At 37.6% G+C, this 16,409-nt stretch carries 18 protein-coding genes; 11 read left to right on the top strand and 7 right to left on the bottom strand.

The features are described 5' to 3' along the window. The first annotated feature begins 91 nt into the window (after window positions 1-91). The 3 genes from HBN50_RS08975 to HBN50_RS08965 all read left to right on the top strand — a co-directional run bounded on the left by HBN50_RS08975 (window position 92) and on the right by HBN50_RS08965 (window position 2,355). The gene (locus HBN50_RS08975; protein WP_273869357.1) at window positions 92-331 is read left to right on the top strand and encodes a KH domain-containing protein; all 240 of its coding nucleotides are present in this window, start codon (window positions 92-94) and stop codon (window positions 329-331) included. 129 nt (window positions 332-460) lie between these two features. Continuing rightward, entirely contained in the window at window positions 461-829 is a 369-nt protein-coding gene (locus tag HBN50_RS08970) for a response regulator (protein WP_273869356.1), read from the top strand. Window positions 830-879: 50 nt separating this feature from the next. Then, the gene (locus HBN50_RS08965; RefSeq protein ID WP_273869355.1) at window positions 880-2,355 is read left to right on the top strand and encodes a hypothetical protein; all 1,476 of its coding nucleotides are present in this window, start codon (window positions 880-882) and stop codon (window positions 2,353-2,355) included. A 13-nt stretch (window positions 2,356-2,368) separates the two neighbouring features. Here the strand turns inward: HBN50_RS08965 and HBN50_RS08960 are convergent, their stop codons facing one another. Together HBN50_RS08960 and queF are read right to left on the bottom strand one after the other, a co-directional pair. Further along, a complete protein-coding gene (locus HBN50_RS08960) occupies window positions 2,369-2,566 on the bottom strand; it encodes a Sec-independent protein translocase subunit TatA/TatB (protein WP_273869354.1) in 198 nt (65 codons plus the stop codon). A gap of 55 nt (window positions 2,567-2,621) precedes the next feature. After that, on the bottom strand, window positions 2,622-3,059 hold the full coding sequence (gene queF, locus HBN50_RS08955) for a preQ(1) synthase (protein WP_443135170.1): 438 nt from the start codon (window positions 3,057-3,059) through the stop codon (window positions 2,622-2,624). A gap of 211 nt (window positions 3,060-3,270) precedes the next feature. On the opposite strand from queF, the gene hemH reads away from it, so the two are divergent. The 3 genes from hemH to HBN50_RS08940 are packed head-to-tail and all read left to right on the top strand — an operon-like array spanning window position 3,271 to window position 7,368. Then, window positions 3,271-5,724 (top strand): ferrochelatase, encoded by a 2,454-nt coding sequence (gene hemH, locus HBN50_RS08950; RefSeq protein ID WP_337961800.1) that lies wholly within the window; start codon window positions 3,271-3,273, stop codon window positions 5,722-5,724. Window position 5,725: 1 nt separating this feature from the next. Next, window positions 5,726-6,586, top strand: coding sequence for an EamA family transporter (locus tag HBN50_RS08945; RefSeq protein WP_273869350.1), 861 nt, complete (start codon window positions 5,726-5,728; stop codon window positions 6,584-6,586). A gap of 59 nt (window positions 6,587-6,645) precedes the next feature. Continuing rightward, window positions 6,646-7,368, top strand: a complete 723-nt coding sequence (locus HBN50_RS08940; protein ID WP_273869349.1) for a transporter substrate-binding domain-containing protein — start codon at window positions 6,646-6,648, stop codon at window positions 7,366-7,368. A gap of 28 nt (window positions 7,369-7,396) precedes the next feature. Here HBN50_RS08940 and bfr read toward each other — a convergent pair whose 3' ends face one another. Both bfr and HBN50_RS08930 read right to left on the bottom strand, forming a co-directional pair. Further along, window positions 7,397-7,867, bottom strand: coding sequence for a bacterioferritin (gene bfr / locus HBN50_RS08935; RefSeq protein WP_273869348.1), 471 nt, complete (start codon window positions 7,865-7,867; stop codon window positions 7,397-7,399). Between the two features lie 83 nt (window positions 7,868-7,950). Further along, window positions 7,951-8,157, bottom strand: a complete 207-nt coding sequence (locus tag HBN50_RS08930) for a (2Fe-2S)-binding protein (RefSeq protein ID WP_273869347.1) — start codon at window positions 8,155-8,157, stop codon at window positions 7,951-7,953. Window positions 8,158-8,372: 215 nt separating this feature from the next. Here HBN50_RS08930 and HBN50_RS08925 point away from each other — a divergent pair, with 215 nt between their 5' ends. Continuing rightward, complete coding sequence (locus HBN50_RS08925; RefSeq protein ID WP_273869346.1) at window positions 8,373-9,845, top strand: phospholipase D-like domain-containing protein; 1,473 nt, start codon at window positions 8,373-8,375, stop codon at window positions 9,843-9,845. Here HBN50_RS08925 and HBN50_RS08920 read toward each other — a convergent pair. Then, window positions 9,804-10,643 (bottom strand): ATP-grasp domain-containing protein, encoded by an 840-nt coding sequence (locus tag HBN50_RS08920; RefSeq protein ID WP_273869344.1) that lies wholly within the window; start codon window positions 10,641-10,643, stop codon window positions 9,804-9,806. The genes HBN50_RS08925 and HBN50_RS08920 overlap by 42 nt on opposite strands. Window positions 10,644-10,707: 64 nt before the next feature. Between HBN50_RS08920 and HBN50_RS08915 the strand changes: the two genes are divergently transcribed. From HBN50_RS08915 to HBN50_RS08900, 4 genes are all read left to right on the top strand, one after another. Continuing rightward, the gene (locus tag HBN50_RS08915; RefSeq protein WP_273869342.1) at window positions 10,708-11,847 is read left to right on the top strand and encodes a M14 family zinc carboxypeptidase; all 1,140 of its coding nucleotides are present in this window, start codon (window positions 10,708-10,710) and stop codon (window positions 11,845-11,847) included. An 86-nt stretch (window positions 11,848-11,933) separates the two neighbouring features. Continuing rightward, window positions 11,934-12,851, top strand: coding sequence for an agmatinase (speB, locus tag HBN50_RS08910; RefSeq protein WP_273869341.1), 918 nt, complete (start codon window positions 11,934-11,936; stop codon window positions 12,849-12,851). An 8-nt stretch (window positions 12,852-12,859) separates the two neighbouring features. Then, window positions 12,860-14,791 (top strand): biosynthetic arginine decarboxylase, encoded by a 1,932-nt coding sequence (speA, locus tag HBN50_RS08905; RefSeq protein ID WP_273869340.1) that lies wholly within the window; start codon window positions 12,860-12,862, stop codon window positions 14,789-14,791. Between the two features lie 61 nt (window positions 14,792-14,852). Then, the gene (locus tag HBN50_RS08900) at window positions 14,853-15,080 is read left to right on the top strand and encodes a hypothetical protein (RefSeq protein ID WP_273869338.1); all 228 of its coding nucleotides are present in this window, start codon (window positions 14,853-14,855) and stop codon (window positions 15,078-15,080) included. Window positions 15,081-15,083: 3 nt separating this feature from the next. Here the strand turns inward: HBN50_RS08900 and HBN50_RS08895 are convergent, their stop codons facing one another. Together HBN50_RS08895 and speE are read right to left on the bottom strand one after the other, a co-directional pair. Then, window positions 15,084-15,542, bottom strand: a complete 459-nt coding sequence (locus HBN50_RS08895; protein ID WP_273869337.1) for an EVE domain-containing protein — start codon at window positions 15,540-15,542, stop codon at window positions 15,084-15,086. A 9-nt stretch (window positions 15,543-15,551) separates the two neighbouring features. Then, on the bottom strand, window positions 15,552-16,409 hold the full coding sequence (speE, locus tag HBN50_RS08890; RefSeq protein WP_273869336.1) for a polyamine aminopropyltransferase: 858 nt from the start codon (window positions 16,407-16,409) through the stop codon (window positions 15,552-15,554).

Below are 16,409 nucleotides of genomic sequence, written 5' to 3'. Positions count from 1 at the left end.
TTTTTCAAGATTTTATTTATAGAATAGAATTTATTGAAATTGGTATTGTTAACGCTAAAGTTTTTTAACTTGTTTTTTTCGGGATTTGAGTATGAGTGAATTGAGAGATTTGATTGAATACGTAAGCAAAGCGCTTGTGGATATGCCAGAGAATGTTGAAGTCAATGAAATCATTGGCGAGCAGACAACTGTTGTCGAACTCAAAGTTGACAAGAGTGATCTTGGTAAGGTTATTGGAAAGCAAGGTCGCACAGCTCGTGCTTTAAGAACTATTCTTAATGCAGCTTCAACAAAACTTAAGAAGCGTTCTGTTCTAGAGATTATTGAATAATCCTAGATATACATCCTTAAGAAAAGATTAAATTCTAAGGCTCCTTGTCCATGGGGCCTTTTTTTATTTCTCTCTCTATATAACCTTCGTTTACAATAGAATAAATGATGGTGATGGAGAAAGTCTAAAATGAGTGATGAAAAAATCACGGTCTTAATCGTTGATGATGAAAAAGATCTCTTGGATATTTGTGTGGAAACCTTCGAACTCGAAGGATTTCGTGTTTTTGGGGCCGATAATGGGCCGAGGGCCATTGAGATTCTAAAGACCGAAGAAGTTGATGTTGTCGTAAGTGATTATATGATGCCTGAAATGTCTGGTCGCGAATTCCTTGAAAAGTTAAGTTCTCTATTTGATAGGGACTCATTTCCAAAATTCTTTTTTTCAACAGGGGCGATGGATATTGATGAGAAAAGTCTCATCGATGCTGGGGCCACTGGTATCATTATCAAGCCTTTTGATATTGATGAGCTAATAAAGTTAGTTAGAGAATCATAATTCCACTTTGGGCAACAATCCATAAGGGGGTTGTTATCAGTGAATCTCGTATGGAAGATCGTGAAATTTATCAGCTTGGTAATTTGGTTAGTGAATCTTCCCATGAGTTGACGACAAATCTAAGTGAGCTGGCCAAAAGTCCTTCAACTCTCTCAAAAGCATTTGAGACTTTTCAAAAAGTGGACTCCCTTGCTCTTTGTTCTTTAAGAAAAAACCTTTCAAAAGTTCATGAATTATCATTGGATATAGAAAAAACGCTTTCTCGTGGGGGCAGAATTATTCTCTGTGGCTGTGGTGCTACGGGTCGTTTGGCCCTGTTGCTTGAGCATCTTTTTAAAAAGTACTATCAGGCCCATATAACAAGTTTCATGTGCGGTGGTGATTACGCACTTGTCCAATCGATTGAAGCGTTTGAAGATCATCCCGAATATGGTCTAAGGCAATTGCATGAACTAAGACCAAAGGAGATTGATCTTTTTATAGGAATCACTGAAGGCGGTGAAACTCCCTTTGTCATCGGTGCCACTGAAGAGGCAGCATCTTTGTGTTCTGTTAGTTATTTTCTTTATTGCAATCCTGATGATCAATTAATGCAAATTAAGCGCTCACGCTCTGTGCTTGAAAATGAGAGCATAAAAAAAGTTAATTTGACATGTGGACCCATGGCGCTAAGCGGTTCAACGAGGTTGCAGGCAACGAGCGTTCAGCTCATATTTTGTGCACTCTCTTTGGAGTGTGCCCTTGGCCTTCATAGAGATTCTTTAGAGAGTCGTTTTGAATCTCTCGTAAAAGAACATGAGTTATTGGATTATCGTCATTTGGTTCCTTTTACTCTGTGGGAGAGTGATATTTATTTGAATAATGGGGCCGTCGATTATTTTTGTGATGAGAGAGATTATCTCAATATTTTAACTGACACCACTGAGAGGGCACCAACTTTTAACCTTCGTCCTTTTGAAAGAAAGCAAGATTCTTTTAACTCTCTTGTTTATTGCAAAATCAATCGAGCTTATAGTCGAAGCGAATTCTTTAGGGCCATCTTATCGCGCAGCGAGCGTCCGTTGGATTGGAATGAGCTTGAGGGGCGCTACTCGAGAAAGGCATTGTTTTCATTTTTACTCGATAATAAGAAAAGAGAGAAATCACTGCGCGTTGATTTTCCCTATAGCGAAAATAAAATCATGATTTATTTTCAGGACATCGAAATTGATATCTCATTTTCACAGTCTTCTCATTGGATGCGGACACTTTTTTTGAAGATGCTTATGAACGCACATTCGACTATTCTAATGGGAAGGCTTGGCCGTTACGAAGGGAATATGATGATGTGGGTTAAGCCAAGTAATGGTAAGTTGAAAGATCGTGCCATTCGCTACGCACAGTTCCTATTAGCGCGTGATGAAAAGTCATATCAAGATTTATCATATGATCAATTATATGAGCTGTTAGAAGAGGAATTAAAAGAAATGAATGATAAAGAGTCGATTGTTATGCGACTTTTAGAAAGAGCAAGGCCTTCTCGGTGAAGGCCTTGTTGTATTAAGAATTTTTATTGTCGTCTTTTGAATTGTCGGCGATTTTTTTATTGTCTTCTTCGCTGCTGTCTTTCAGTCCTTTTTTGAAACCGTTGATGGCCTCACCCATAGACTTTCCAAGTTCTGGAAGTTTCTTTCCACCAAAAACTAATAGGACGACGGCCAAAATAATAAGACCTTCACCAATACCTAGTCCAAACATATATATCTCCTAATGATAGGTCTATTTTCTTATCTGCAAGGATCGATGTCAATCGTTAATAGATCTTTGAAACATCCATCGAGTATTTCCCTGGAGCATATTCCATGAAACGCTTATCTTTTAAGTCTTTATACTTTTTAGAGCGATTGCTCGAGCTAGCATAAGGGTAAATACAGATTCCACCACGTGGAGTGAATTCACCGATAACTTCAAGATACTTTGGCTTCATCAGCTTTGTTAAGTCATTACAGATTTTTTGCACGCAGTCTTCGTGGAAATCCCCATGGTTTCTAAAGCTAAAGAGATAGAGTTTTAACGATTTTGATTCAACCATGATATCATCGGCGATATAGTTGATGTAGATGCGCGCGAAGTCAGGCTGATTTGTTTTTGGACACAGAGAAGTGAACTCTGTACAGACAAATGTTGTCCACGCATCGTGACCAGGGTTCTTATTTGGAAATGTTTCTAGAACCTCTGGAGCATAGCTCATGAGATATTCTGTATTGCTCTGCCCAAGGGCTAGATCTTTGAGTTCATTCGTTGAACGCCCCTCTGAGAGAGCTCCCTTTTTTTGTCTCGAATTTGCCTTAGTGACCTTCTTTTTCGCTTTTGCCATTTTCCTAGTCCTAGTATTTAAAATTTGATATGTTACGTGATATTTGAGTCATTCTCAACATAACTTAGATCATAATAATTTTGTAGTGGAAAGGTGTCTTGTGCAGAAAAAATTACGGGAACTAAGCCAAAGAACCCAAGAGGGTAAAACAAAAGTTGTTTTTGTGCAACTTGGATCTCCAAAATCTCCAAAAATTCCTGATGTGCGCGCATATCTCAAAGAGTTCCTTGGCGATCCGCGAGTTGTGGATATTAATCCCTTCGTTTGGAAGATTATTCTCAACCTCTTTGTCATTCCATTTAGGCCAAAAAGATCTGCTGCTCTTTATTCGAGAATTTGGGATGGTCGAAGTTTTCCTTTAATCGAAATTACAAAAAGCTTTAGTGAGAAAATTGATGCTCGCCTTAAAGACTGTGACGATATTGAAGTCAATCATGCTTTTTTACTTTCATCACCACGTGTTCACGAAGTCTATACAGACTGGGAAGAAGATCTCGATGAGAGAGAAAATGGAGCCAGTGAACTCTTTGCAGTTCCTCTTTTCCCACAATATTCAGAAAGTACTATTGCCTCTGGGATTGATGGGCTTACTAGTGTTCTTGAAAAGAGAGTGAGAATACCAAATCTTAAAGTAATGACAAATTTTCACCGTTCAAGGGCCTTTATCGATAATAGTGTTCGTATCGTTGACGAGCATATCGCTAAACTTAAGGAGCAAGGTCAGTTTGATGGTCTGATCATGTCTTTTCATGGGATTCCAAAGAGAAGAGTTCTCTTTAAAAAAGACCCGTACTATCAGCACTGCTATGAAACCTTTGTTCTCATTCGTGATCGTTTAAAACATGCCAATGCCGATGAAGTTCATATGACTTTTCAATCGCGCTTTGGTTCTGAAGAATGGTTAACTCCTTATACTGATGAGTATGTTCAAGATTTAATCGAAAACAAAAATAAGAAGAACTTGGCCGTTTATGCACCAAGTTTTGTCGCCGATTGTTTAGAAACAATTGATGAACTTGGACATGAGCTTAAGGTTGAAGCGAAAGAGTGGGGTGGGGATGTTCACCTTATTCCATGTTTAAATGATGATGATAAGTGGTGTGATGACTTTGCTGGCTTTATTAAGAATCAAAGTCTGGCCGATGTTAAAACACGTAAAGAAGATTTTTATCAAATGGAAAAGGATACATATATGGATATGCCACAACAGGAAATGAAGGCCGAGCCTTTAAGTGATCAAACAAAGCTCACGTTAAAGATCATCTTTTTAACTCTCTTTTTAGATCTCGTCGGTTTTTCAATTATTTTTCCTCTGTTTCCAGCTCTTGCAAAACACTATCTGACAGTGGATGGAGATAATTACTTTTTACAATTGATCTTTAATACGATTTCAACTTGGGCCAATACCGGTGGAATGCAGACGATGAACTCTGTTGTTCTCTTTGGTGGTGCTCTTGGAGCTCTTTATAGTTTACTACAATTTATTGCAGCTCCTATTTGGGGAACACTCTCTGATAGACTTGGAAGAAAGCCAATTCTCCTTTGGTCAGTTTTTTGCTTGGCCTTAAGTTATGTTCTTTGGTTTTTCTCAGGATCATTTACTCTCTTAATCGCAGCTCGTTTTATCGGCGGGATTATGGGAGGAAATATTTCAACTGCTACAGCTGTTGTTGCTGATATTACCTCTAAAGAGAACCGCTCAAAGGGAATGGCCATTATTGGTATTGCCTTTGCTCTTGGTTTCATTATTGGACCGGCCCTCGGTGGAATTCTTTCTATGTGGGATCTTTCTTCATATTATCCCGCTCTTAAAGAAATTGGTGTGAACCCATTTTCACTACCCGCTGCACTTGCTGCCATTTTGTCGTTTTTTAACTTTTACTATATTTGGAAAAAATTTGAAGAAACACTTCCAGAGGATAAACGTGGTACTCACGAAACGGATAGAACGTTCAATCCGATTAAACTATTTAAGCCACTCCCTTATGCTGGTGTGAATTTAACAAATTTTGGACATTTCTTTTTCTTAGCGGCCTTCTCTGGAATGGAGTTTACTCTGACATTTCTTGCAGTAGAAAGAATGAGCTTCTCTTCAATGGATAACGCTTATATGTTCATTTTTATCGGATTGATCATTGCTTTAGTTCAAGGTGGAGTTGTTCGTAGAAAGGCCAATCAAGTAGGTGAGAAGAAGATGGCCGTTATGGGACTAATCCTTCTTATTCCTGGATTACTCTTAATTGGTAAGACTTACTCTATTGGCATCCTCTATTTAGGTCTCTTCTTTTTAGCAATGGGATCTTCAATGGCAATACCTTGTCTAACGAGTCTTGTGAGTATGTATACGCCATCTCAATACCAAGGAAAGAGTATTGGTATTTTTAGATCTCTTGGGGCCTTAGCAAGAGTTGTTGGTCCTGTGGTTGCTTCTGTCATTTATTGGCGCTACGGTTCTCATACTCCATATTATTTTGGGGCCTTCTTTTTGATTATTCCAATTTTGATGATTTCAAGATTACCAAAGTATCAAAAGGCGTAGAGTGATTAAATTGTGGATATGCTCTTTTTTATGGGCCTTTTCATTTACTTTAATTGGAAAGTATCTCTCGGGAGCCGTTGATAATTACATCGCTATTTTATCGCGCTTTATTTTGGCCTTTGTTCTGTTTATTCCCTTTACTAAGTTTAAAGGGGTAAACAGAAAAATAATGTTAAAGTTAATGGGAATTGGCTCAGTTCAAGTTGGACTGATGTATCTTTTTTTCTATCAGTCTTTTACTTATTTAAAAGTCTATGAAGTGATTCTTTTTACTATATTTACGCCTCTCTATATTTCACTTATAGGTAATGCTCTTGATAAAAAGTTCATTTTAAAAAATGTTCTTGGAGCTCTTATAGCCGTCATAGGTAGTTTTATCATTCGCTATAAAGGTATTGATTCAAACTTTTTGTTGGGTTTTTTTCTCGTTCAAGGCGCCAATATTTCATTTGCGATTGGGCAAGTGGTTTATCGTAAACTTTCTCTTTCATCGTCAATGAAGGGTATTGATCAAATGAGTGTCTTTTCTTATTTCTATTTGGGTGCCATTGTCTTTGTTACACCACTTTGTTTCTTATTTTCTGACTTTACTAAAATTCCAACAAGCTCATCTCAGTGGCTTGCTCTATTATGGCTAGGTCTTGGTGCAAGTGGGATTGGCTATTACCTATGGAATAAAGGGGCCAGTGAAGTTTCTCATGGTGTTTTGGCCGTAATGAATAATATGGTCATCCCCCTAGGAATTGTTTTAAACTTTTTATGGACGAAAAATATGAATTTCAACCCAAGTTTCATTGTGGGAACTGGGCTGATTTTCCTCTCTCTTTATGTCGTTAAAAGTAATCGATTTTTCGCTGATTAAAAGCTTTAAATTTAATAAAAATTACTCTTGAAATCCTCTTTATAAGATATAATAGAACAATGAAAACTTTGTTTTTATTCCTATTCTTTTTTTTTGCCATAGACTCTTTTGCAACAGAGTCGAACAGAGTTGTGGTGGCCATTGAGAAACTTCAGTATCATCCTCTCTATTATATTGAAAATGGTGAGTTTAAAGGCTTTGCTAGAGATATTCTCGATCAGTTTTTTCAAAAGAAAAACTACTCTGTTCAATACAAGGTACTCCCTTATCTTCGGGCAAATAAAGAGCTTAAAGAAAAGCAAGTTGATCTGATGTTTCCCGACAATCCTCTTTGGATTAATGACAAAAAGTCCGGGGAGAGTTTTATCTACTCAAAACCAATTATTTCCTATACTGATGGTCTCTTTTCTTTAAAGGGACACAGGCTTAAAGAGAAAGGTGATATTAAAGTTGTCGGCACTTTATTTGGTTTTACTGTCACGCCGTTAAAAGAGCGAGTTGATTCTGGTCTTGTACAGTTAAAGGAAGTCTTTGATGTGGAAAAACTGCTTGAGCTTCTCTATCTCGGTCGCGTCGATGCGGTTTTTCTCAACACGAGTGTTGGACTTTTCTACGATAGAGAGGTTTCTAAAAAAAGGCAATTAGAACTTCTTCCAATGGTAAAGCATGTTGAGAGCGGCTATTGCTTTTCATCTATTTCAAGGTCGGATTTGGTTTTGGAGTTGAATGATTTTTTTAAACGGCCTATTCGACTAGGTGATCAAGCAGAAAAGAAGAAATAAAAAAGGCCCTCATGAAGGGCCTTTAATATTAATCATCTAATTGTGATTGCATGTAATTTTCGATTCCAATTTTTTGGATCAGATCTTTTTGAGTCTCAAGCCAATCAACGTGCTCTTCTTCACTTTTTAGGATCTCTACAAAAAGCTCTCTTGAAACGTAATCAGCTTCTTTTTCACAAAGAGCGATATTTTGCTTTAGAAGAGGAATCGCAGCGTACTCAACTTCTAGGTCAGCATCAATAATTTCTGTGACGTTTTGACCAATTTTAATGCGATCAAGCTTTTGAAGGTTTGGTAGCCCTTCAAGAAAAAGAATTCTCTTGATCAGCTCATCAGCGTGCTTCATCTCATCAATACTGGCATCGTATTCAAGCTTACCTAGCTTTTCAAGACCCCAGTCTTGGAGCATACGTGCGTGAAGAAAATATTGGTTAATGGCCGTTAGTTCTTTTGTTAATACAGCATTGAGTGCATCAATAACTTGTTGATTACCTTTCATGGAATCTCCTCATTTTTAGTTAATTTAAATGGGTACATTATTGATTATAGGGAGTGCACGGAGTCTGTGCAATAGAACAATGGTTACTTACTTGAAACAGGGGAAATTGTTACAGACTCGCTCGATTTGAGTTCTGATTCAGGAGCAATCTTTTCAAGAGCATCAATTAAGCAAATACCACAGCTATCACCAACGCCTAATTTCTTTAAGACGTCTTTGTGTGAATGACTAGTTTTAGCAGCACTCTTTAATTGTTCTTCAGTGATTCCATTACAGATACAAATATACATATTGCTATCCTTACTCCTGTTTATATTTTACATAAAAAATTTGAATAGCCAAACTATTTTTCGGGTCCTTAAGTGAAAACTTTAGATGGAAAACTTTATGGCTCCAAGTTATTGAAATTATAATGGTGTAGTTATTACATGATACTACCTTTTTATTGTGCAAAATGAAGCCGTGTGTCAGGTTGTGCTTGTTATGAACTAATTTGGGGAAATTAGTGTATAGATGTTTTGTACTTTTAAATTTATTTTTTGTCCTAATCTCAGGGACTAAGGCCAGCGATTCCGTCTTTTCTTTTGAATCGAAAGAAGAGCACTTGTTAAAGGTTCTCAACCATGGCTCGCTCGCTTTAAAAGAGAGATATGATCTCATCAATCAGGCCAAGGAGTCTATTGAGATCGAGTCTTTCATCTTTGAAGATGACAACAGCGGTAGAATTATACTGAATGCACTCATGCGTAAGGCGGCACAAGGGGTAGAGATACGTCTTCTCCTCGATAAGGTTTTCGCTTCTAAAACAGTAGATCCTTTCATCACTCATGAATTAAGAGATGCTGGGGTTAAAGTTCGATTCTTTAATACGCTCCCTTTTATCTTTTTTAATCGTATTCAATATAGAAATCATAGAAAGTCATTTATTGTTGATGGGAAGATGGCCATTGTCGGCGGACGTAATATTGGAGATGAATATTATGATTTGAGCGATGACTATAATTTCATTGATCGCGATGTTCTAGTAAAGGGTCCTGTGGCAAAAGCCGTTCAAGGGACATTCAATGCCTTTTGGAATTCAAAATACACAAAAATCATTAAAAGGAAGTCTAGGCCTCAGGAGAAACGTTATAACCGAGCTGGTAAGAGTAACTTTCACGATGAATGGCGATTTAAAAATGCCCTCCGCCGCTGGATTCAACGTAAAGAGATCGCAAAGAATTTTCTCGCGATGAAGGAGAATGATAAGCTTCTTGTTGATCTTGAAAACTTCTGGATGGATCTTGAAGCACAAAAGATTAATAAGAGTTACGAATACTATTGTCGAGATCTTGGCTATTACTCAGATAAACCATCTGTTGGTAAGAGAAAGACAAAGAAGTCTCGCGTTCTTAAGTATGAAATCTTTAATATGTTAAGAAACGCCAAAAGAAGCGTTCTTATTGAGACTCCCTATTTTCTCTTTGATGATGATACTCGTGAAATCTTTGAAGACTTACTTAAAAGAAAGATCGACGTTAGGATTTTAACAAATAGTCTCTATTCTTCTGATGCGATTCCTGTGGGAAGTCGCTTCTATGATATCGTCTCTAAGTGGATTGATCGCGGACTTAAAGTTCATATGTACGCGGGAGTATCACTCTCTGATTATCCACTTTTTAAAGAAGACCTCACTGAGCAAAGATGGGGCGCCCATGGGAAGACTTTCATTATTGATAGTAAAAAAGTTATCGTTGGTAGCTATAACTTCGATCCACGTTCAAATAATTACAACATGGAACATGCTCTTTTTTGTCGCGATAATTATGTGTTTGCTGATGATCTACGCGAAAATGTACAGAGAAGGCTTAAGCACTCTCTTCTTTTAAAAGACAAGAAGACCTTTGATAGACTTAAGTTTGATCGCGTTGGTTTGGGAAAGAGAATTCTCTACTATCTAGCTAAGATTCCTGCGGCGCTCTTTGAGCATTTGCTCTAATAAGTTTTTCGCAATATTAAGCTTTGATTCTTTTTCAAAAACTTCAAATCCAGGCGTCGTATTGATTTCTAAGACAATAAAATTTTGATTTTCATCTTCTATCATATCGATGCCACTGTAGAAGAGTCCACTTTGAGCATGGGTCATCAAGGACAATTCAATCAGTGCTTTTGGTAATTCACTAACTTCTCTATACTGACATTTTACTTTGGAAGCATTGGCAATAAGTGAGAGTTCAGTTTTTTCAAGTGCACCAAGGCATTCAGTTCCAATGAAGAGAATTCTCCACTCGCGGATCTTTTTAACAAATGATTGAACAATATAGCGCGTATCACTTTGCTCTTTTTTCTCCCTGTAAAAGGCCTCTAGTTTTTCATTTCCATCTATATATAAAATACCTCGTCCTTGATTTCCTCTTAGTGGCTTTACCATATAAGGGGCCTTGATCGTTTGTGAGCTCAATTGCATAAAATCATCAAGAGATTGAGTTTGTGGGTGAGCGATGGAGTTATCTGTAAAGAAGCGTGCTTGCTTTGATTTGTCGCGAAGGGCCAAGGTCTTGTGAGGGTCATTGAAGGCCAATTTACTGGCACAAAGATCGAGATCAGTGTCTGTATAACGAATACCACTAATTCTATTGAGAATGATGTCGCAATCATTAAGAGATTGATGGGAAAAGTCCTTAAATGGGTTTTCATTTTGTATATTTAGACTTAGAAATTGAGCTTCGGTCCAAAGCCTTTTAACGCTGTATAGCAGTGGGTTTTCAGTGAAGATCAAAAGTTTTGGTGTTCGCATAAAACTTCTTTTGTTTCGGTTCTTAATCATTATAATGTGTTAAGATTAAAACTGATAGGTACTTATGATGAAGCATTTAATTATATTAGTCTTTTCAATTCTTTTGAGCTCTTGTTCTGTGAACAAGTTAAATCCCCTAGGTTGGATGGGAAGTGATAAAAACGCCACTTCTTCAAATGAAAAGAAAGAACTCGTAGATCACACTGACAGCGCACAAAAAAATCTTGAGATTACGAAGCCTAAGATTACATCTTTGGATCAATTACCAAAAAAAGAAATCAAACATACGAAGGCCGTTCGTGATTACTGTAGAAAAATTGATAAGAAGTTTCTTCACTGGGGTTGGGGTCTTTCACGTTGTGAAGATTATAACTGGCATCACGTAAGAAATTCTTATAAAGGTGATCCTCTTATTTGGACTGTCTTTGGGGATGAAGCCGCTCATAAGAAAAATAAAAAAGATATGACGATGATTATGTGTGGAGTTCATGGTGATGAAATTACTCCTATAAAATTCTGCTTTGATGTCATTCGCCACCTTGAGCGCATTCAGGCCGGAATTGAGCCGGGTCAGGAAGAGCTTAAAAATAAACTTATCGTTGTTGCTCCTATTGTAAGCCCTGACTCATTCTTCATTAGAAGACCTACAAGGACTAACGCGAGAGGAGTCGACCTCAATAGAAACTTTCCAACAAAAGACTGGAGTAAAGACGCTCTTAGACTTTGGAAACACCGTTACAGTAAAGATAAGAGACGTTTCCCTGGGAAGAAACCACTTAGTGAACCTGAAACACTTTTTCAAGTGAATCTCATCAAACGCTATGGGCCAAATAAGATCCTCTCAGTACATGCGCCTTTAACAATTCTTGATTATGATGGGCCGGAAGAGTTGGGGGTGAAAATCTCTCATAAGGCCACTCAACTGCTCTTACAGATGAGTCGTGAGGCCAAGGGTTATAGAATCAAGAACTATCCTTTCTTCCCTGGAAGTTTAGGAAATTACGCTGGTAATGAGCGTTCAATTCCTACTTATACGTTAGAGCTTCCAAGCAGTGATAACCGTAAACATAAAGTTTATTGGGAGCGCTTTAAAAAAGCGATTCACTATGCTCTATTACACGACCTAAGAGATGAAAAAGAGGTGAATGTTGCCCTCGAAAAGTCTCATGAGGAAGGTGAGCAAACCCACCAGCAAGCTAATTAAGATACAAATTATCTGGCCATTAGGAATTAGTTGACCAAGCCTTTGGTTACGCTTACTTAGTAGGAATAATTGTGAGGTAAAATTCTATGAGTAAAGAAATCGTGAAGGGCGATCTAAAAGATTTTAAGACCCCTTCTACCGTTTATGATTTTGCAACTGAAGCGAAAGAAATCTATCGTGATTCACTTCATATTTTAGGTTTTGAATTTGATGGAACTGCTTGTTTTAGAAAGGGCACAAAAGAAGGTCCTGATGCGCTAAGAGATGTCAGTGATGGAATTGAAAGTTTTTCTCCTTATCTCGATATGGATACAAGTGAAGGGAAACCTTTTTACGATCTTGGGAACCTTCCGCTTGGAGATTCTGAAGATGCTAAAGAAATGTGGCAAACTGCAACAGATTACTTCTTCGACGTTTTCAACGATATTAATCTTAAAAAAGATGGAATAAAGCTTCTAACTCTAGGTGGAGAGCATTCAATTTCCTATGCTCCTATTGCGACTTACTTAAAGCAATATCCTGATCTTGTTCTTATTCACTTAGATGCTCACGCTGATCTTCGTGACGGTTATGAAGGTTACCATTATTCACATGCTTCAATTATAAGAAGATCACTCGACCATTTTCAAGAAGGCCATGAGTTGATTCAGTATGGAATTCGCTCTGGAACAAAAGAAGAATATGAGTGGATGCGTGAAAATAAAACGATTAAGACTTCTCGCGCTGAATTTATTGAAAGTGTTGAAAAAATTGCTGATGATCGACCAGTCTATTTGACTCTTGATCTCGATTATTTTGATCCAAGTTTTCTACCTGGAACAGGTACACCTGAACCGGGAGGAGAGGACTTTCATTCATTTATTAAATTGATTAAGATCTTAAGAAACAAGAATTTTGTAGGTTGTGATGTTGTTGAGCTATCTCCTTCAATTGATCAATCTGGTAATAGTGACGTTTTTGCTGCGAAGGTAGTAAGAGAATTAATTTTAATTCTCAATAAGTAGGAGTGACTATGAGTGATTCAAAGTGGTCAGTAGAGGATGCTGAAGCAACGTATCACGTTTCAAAATGGGGTAATGGATATTTTGGTATCGGTGAAGATGGATGCCTAACAGTTAACCCAAACGGTAAGGAAGCTACACAGAGCTTTGCCATTAAAGAAGTTATAGAAGAGATGAAAACAATGGGTGTTCAGTTTCCAACTGTTATTCGTTTTCATGATATTTTGCGTTCACAAGTAAAGCACATCAATAAGGTCTTTCGTGATGTTATCGAAGAGGCCGACTACGAAGGGCGTTTTCTTGGGGTCTATCCTGTTAAAGTTAATCAGATGCGCGAAGTTGTCGAGGAGATTGTCGATGCCGGTGCTAAATTTGATTATGGACTTGAAGCAGGCTCGAAGCCAGAGCTACTAAGTGTTCTCGCTTACAATAATAATAAAAACTCTCTTACTGTTCTCAACGGTTATAAAGACGAAGAGTATCTTCGTCTTGCTATGATTGGACGAAAGTTAAAGAGGAAAGTTGTCGTTGTTATCGAAAAATTCTCGGAATTAAAACCACTTGTTGAGATTTCACGCCAAATGGGTGTTGAACCAATGATTGGAATTCGTGCGAAGATGACTGTTAAAGGAAGAGGTAAGTGGGAGAGTTCAAGTGGTGATCGCGCTAAGTTTGGACTAACTACTGCTGAAATCCTTAGGGCCATTCAATTTTTAAGAGCTGAAGGTCTCGATCATTGTATTAAACTCTTTCACTTTCACATTGGATCACAAATTACAGACATTCGCTCTATTAAAGAGGCGATCCAAGAAGGTGGTAGAATTTATGCTAAACTTCACCAGATGAATGTTCCAATCGAGTACTTCGATGTTGGGGGAGGACTTGGTGTTGATTATGATGGTTCTAAAACGACTAATGAATCTTCGACTAACTATTCAATTGTCGAATACGTTTCTGATATTGTTTACGGATTAAAACAGATCTGTGATATCGAAGCTGTTCCACACCCAAATATTGTAACTGAAAGTGGGCGTGCCATTACTGCGCATCACTCATGTCTTGTCACAAATGTAGTCGGTGAGATTGATAACACGGCCGAAACGCTCGATACAAAGAGAACTACGGGTGAGCATATTTTGGTTACGAATATGCGTGATCTTGAAGAGAATATTGATCAACTCTCTTCTCTTCAAGAGGCTTATAATGATGCTATTCAGATTAAAGATGATGTGAATAACGGTTTCAAGCTCGGTGTTATTACATTGGAAGAAAGGGCCAAGAGTGAGACTCTCTATTGGAGAGTTCTTAAAAAGATCAATGATAAGCTCGATGATCAGGAATTTGTTCCTGAAGACTTACAGGGATTAGATGAGCTTTTATCGGCCCAATATCTTTGTAATTTCTCAGTCTTTCAATCGGCCGCTGATAGTTGGGCCATTGATCAGTTATTGCCAATTTGTCCGATTTCTCGCCTAGATGAGAAGCCGACGAAGAACGCTTCTTTAGTTGATATCACTTGTGACAGTGATGGGAAAATTGATAAGTTTATCGACCTTGAGGGTGAGAGAAAAACGATCCCGATACATAAGCTTAAAAGTGATGAGCCTTATTACTTAGGTATCTTTTTAACGGGTGCTTATCAGGATGTTATGGGTGATATGCATAACTTATTTGGTCGTCTAAATGAAGTTCACGTGTACTCGCACGAAGAGGACCCAAAGAAGTTCTATATTGAAGAAGTTATCAAGGGCTCTTCTGCAGAGCTTGTACTTTCGACAATGCAGTACAATCCACAATTTATGGCCTTCACTGTGAAAAAGGCCATTGATAAGGAAGTTGTTCGTGGCAGTATCAATCCTAGAGAAGGTGTTCGCCTGATAGACTTCTATGAGGATTGTCTCGCTGGTTATACCTATTTAAAGACTTCAGATAACAAAAAATAAATACTTATCTCCTCCATCTAAGGTTCTCGTCTGGAATGACGATAATTAAGGTGGAGGAGTTATGAGTTTTGCCCACGATTATTCATCACAAGGAAATAAAAAGTCATCTAAGCATTCATTACATGCTTATTATGATCAAACATTTAAGGCCCGCGTTGGGACTTTTGGACTTTTTTTTCTTGGCTTTTTAGCCTTTACTCTTTCCGTCTTTTTTCTTTTACTTGCCTTCACTTATTCACCAAAAGGTCAGGCGTTTCTACAAAATTTCAAATTGAGAATTTTTTATTGAAAGTTAAGAGAGACCTTGAATAAAGTCGAATTCTTCTTTTGTTACAGGCATGATTGATAAACGAGAGCCTTTTTGTAAGAGTTTCATTTCTTTTAACTCTTCGAATGTTTTAAGTTCTTTTAGAGTCACTACTTTTTTGAATTTCTTTTCAAATTTTACATCGACCATAAACCAGCGAGGATTTTCCTCGCTTGATTTAGGATCGTAGTAATTTGAATTTTTATCAAAGGCCGTATGATCAGGGTAGGCTTCTTTAACTATCTTTGCTATTCCAGCGACTCCTGGAACCTTGCAGCTAGAGTGATAGAAGAGAACAAGATCTCCCTTTTTCATCTCATCTCTCATAAAGTTTCTGGCCTGATAATTTCTCACCCCATCCCAGTGTTCTGTACTCTTTGGACGTTGTTTTAAATCATCAATTGAAAAAGTATCTGGTTCACTTTTCATTAGCCAGTAGTTCATAAGAATTTCCTAGTTTTGAATAAGACCTTCGAGCTCTTTCTTTTGAAATGTAGGCAGTGCAAATGCTCCACTGTGAATTTGCTCATTGTAATACTTAAATTCTAGACCGCTCGCGGCCACTCTTTTAGCATCAAAGTCTTCTATTGGGTGAAGACCTTTTGTTGCAAAAGTAAAACTCCAAAATGAACCTGGATAGGTTAGGTTTACGAAGTTATAAATGAATGTCTTTTCAAATAGCTTGTTTTTAATTGATACAAGTTTCTTTTGCATTGTTTGCTCATACCAAGGAGATTCACCCTGTGAAACAACAATACCGTTGTCTGTTAGACAGTTATAAATATCTTGGTAAAAGCTCTCATTGAAGAGTGGTTGAGCTGGTCCAATTGGATCAGTAGAGTCAACGAGAATAACATCAAATTTCTCAGTCGTTTCTTTAACGTATTTTATACCATCTTCAATTCGAAGCTCAATTCTTGGATCACTTAGTTTTTCACTCGTAAGAGGAATGTGCTCAAGACAAGCATCAACAACCATTTTGTCTATTTCAACCATGACGCATTTTTCAACACTTTCATGACGAATAACTTCTCTGGCCGTTCCACCGTCACCACCACCGATGACGAGAACTTTTTTCGGATTAGGGTGAACAAAAAGAGGTACGTGAGCTATCATGTCGTGATAAACAAACTCATCTCTCTCTGTAACCATAACAAGACCGTCGTTTAGGAGCATTTTTCCATGTCCTTTTGTTTCTACGACATCAACAGTTTGAAATTCGCTCTTTCCAGAAAAAAGAACGTTTTCAACTTTATATCTCATTCCATAAAAGTCTCTAAATTTTTCTTCAATCCATAGATTTGAGTGCAT

Source organism: Halobacteriovorax sp. GB3 (genome assembly GCF_028649655.1).
In the GTDB taxonomy this organism is placed as follows: Bacteria; Bdellovibrionota; Bacteriovoracia; order Bacteriovoracales; family Bacteriovoracaceae; genus BSW11-IV.
The sequence above is the reverse complement of the archived record's forward strand: the minus strand, read 5'-3'. Positions and strand labels throughout refer to the sequence as shown.

Excerpts from the sequence above, each read along its gene's own strand:
- speB (WP_273869341.1), top strand. The coding sequence starts at position 11,934 with ATGAGTAAAGAAATCGTGAAGGGCGATCTAAAAGATTTTAAGACCCCT.
- bfr (WP_273869348.1), bottom strand. The coding sequence starts at position 7,867 with ATGAAAGGTAATCAACAAGTTATTGATGCACTCAATGCTGTATTAACA.
- queF (WP_443135170.1), bottom strand. The coding sequence starts at position 3,059 with ATGAGCTATGCTCCAGAGGTTCTAGAAACATTTCCAAATAAGAACCCT.
- HBN50_RS08895 (WP_273869337.1), bottom strand. The coding sequence starts at position 15,542 with ATGAACTACTGGCTAATGAAAAGTGAACCAGATACTTTTTCAATTGAT.
- HBN50_RS08915 (WP_273869342.1), top strand. The coding sequence starts at position 10,708 with ATGATGAAGCATTTAATTATATTAGTCTTTTCAATTCTTTTGAGCTCT.
- HBN50_RS08975 (WP_273869357.1), top strand. The coding sequence starts at position 92 with ATGAGTGAATTGAGAGATTTGATTGAATACGTAAGCAAAGCGCTTGTG.
- HBN50_RS08965 (WP_273869355.1), top strand. The coding sequence starts at position 880 with ATGGAAGATCGTGAAATTTATCAGCTTGGTAATTTGGTTAGTGAATCT.
- HBN50_RS08930 (WP_273869347.1), bottom strand. The coding sequence starts at position 8,157 with ATGTATATTTGTATCTGTAATGGAATCACTGAAGAACAATTAAAGAGT.
- HBN50_RS08940 (WP_273869349.1), top strand. The coding sequence starts at position 6,646 with ATGAAAACTTTGTTTTTATTCCTATTCTTTTTTTTTGCCATAGACTCT.
- speA (WP_273869340.1), top strand. The coding sequence starts at position 12,860 with ATGAGTGATTCAAAGTGGTCAGTAGAGGATGCTGAAGCAACGTATCAC.
- HBN50_RS08970 (WP_273869356.1), top strand. The coding sequence starts at position 461 with ATGAGTGATGAAAAAATCACGGTCTTAATCGTTGATGATGAAAAAGAT.
- HBN50_RS08960 (WP_273869354.1), bottom strand. The coding sequence starts at position 2,566 with ATGTTTGGACTAGGTATTGGTGAAGGTCTTATTATTTTGGCCGTCGTC.
- HBN50_RS08920 (WP_273869344.1), bottom strand. The coding sequence starts at position 10,643 with ATGCGAACACCAAAACTTTTGATCTTCACTGAAAACCCACTGCTATAC.
- HBN50_RS08900 (WP_273869338.1), top strand. The coding sequence starts at position 14,853 with ATGAGTTTTGCCCACGATTATTCATCACAAGGAAATAAAAAGTCATCT.
- speE (WP_273869336.1), bottom strand. The coding sequence starts at position 16,409 with ATGCACTCAAATCTATGGATTGAAGAAAAATTTAGAGACTTTTATGGA.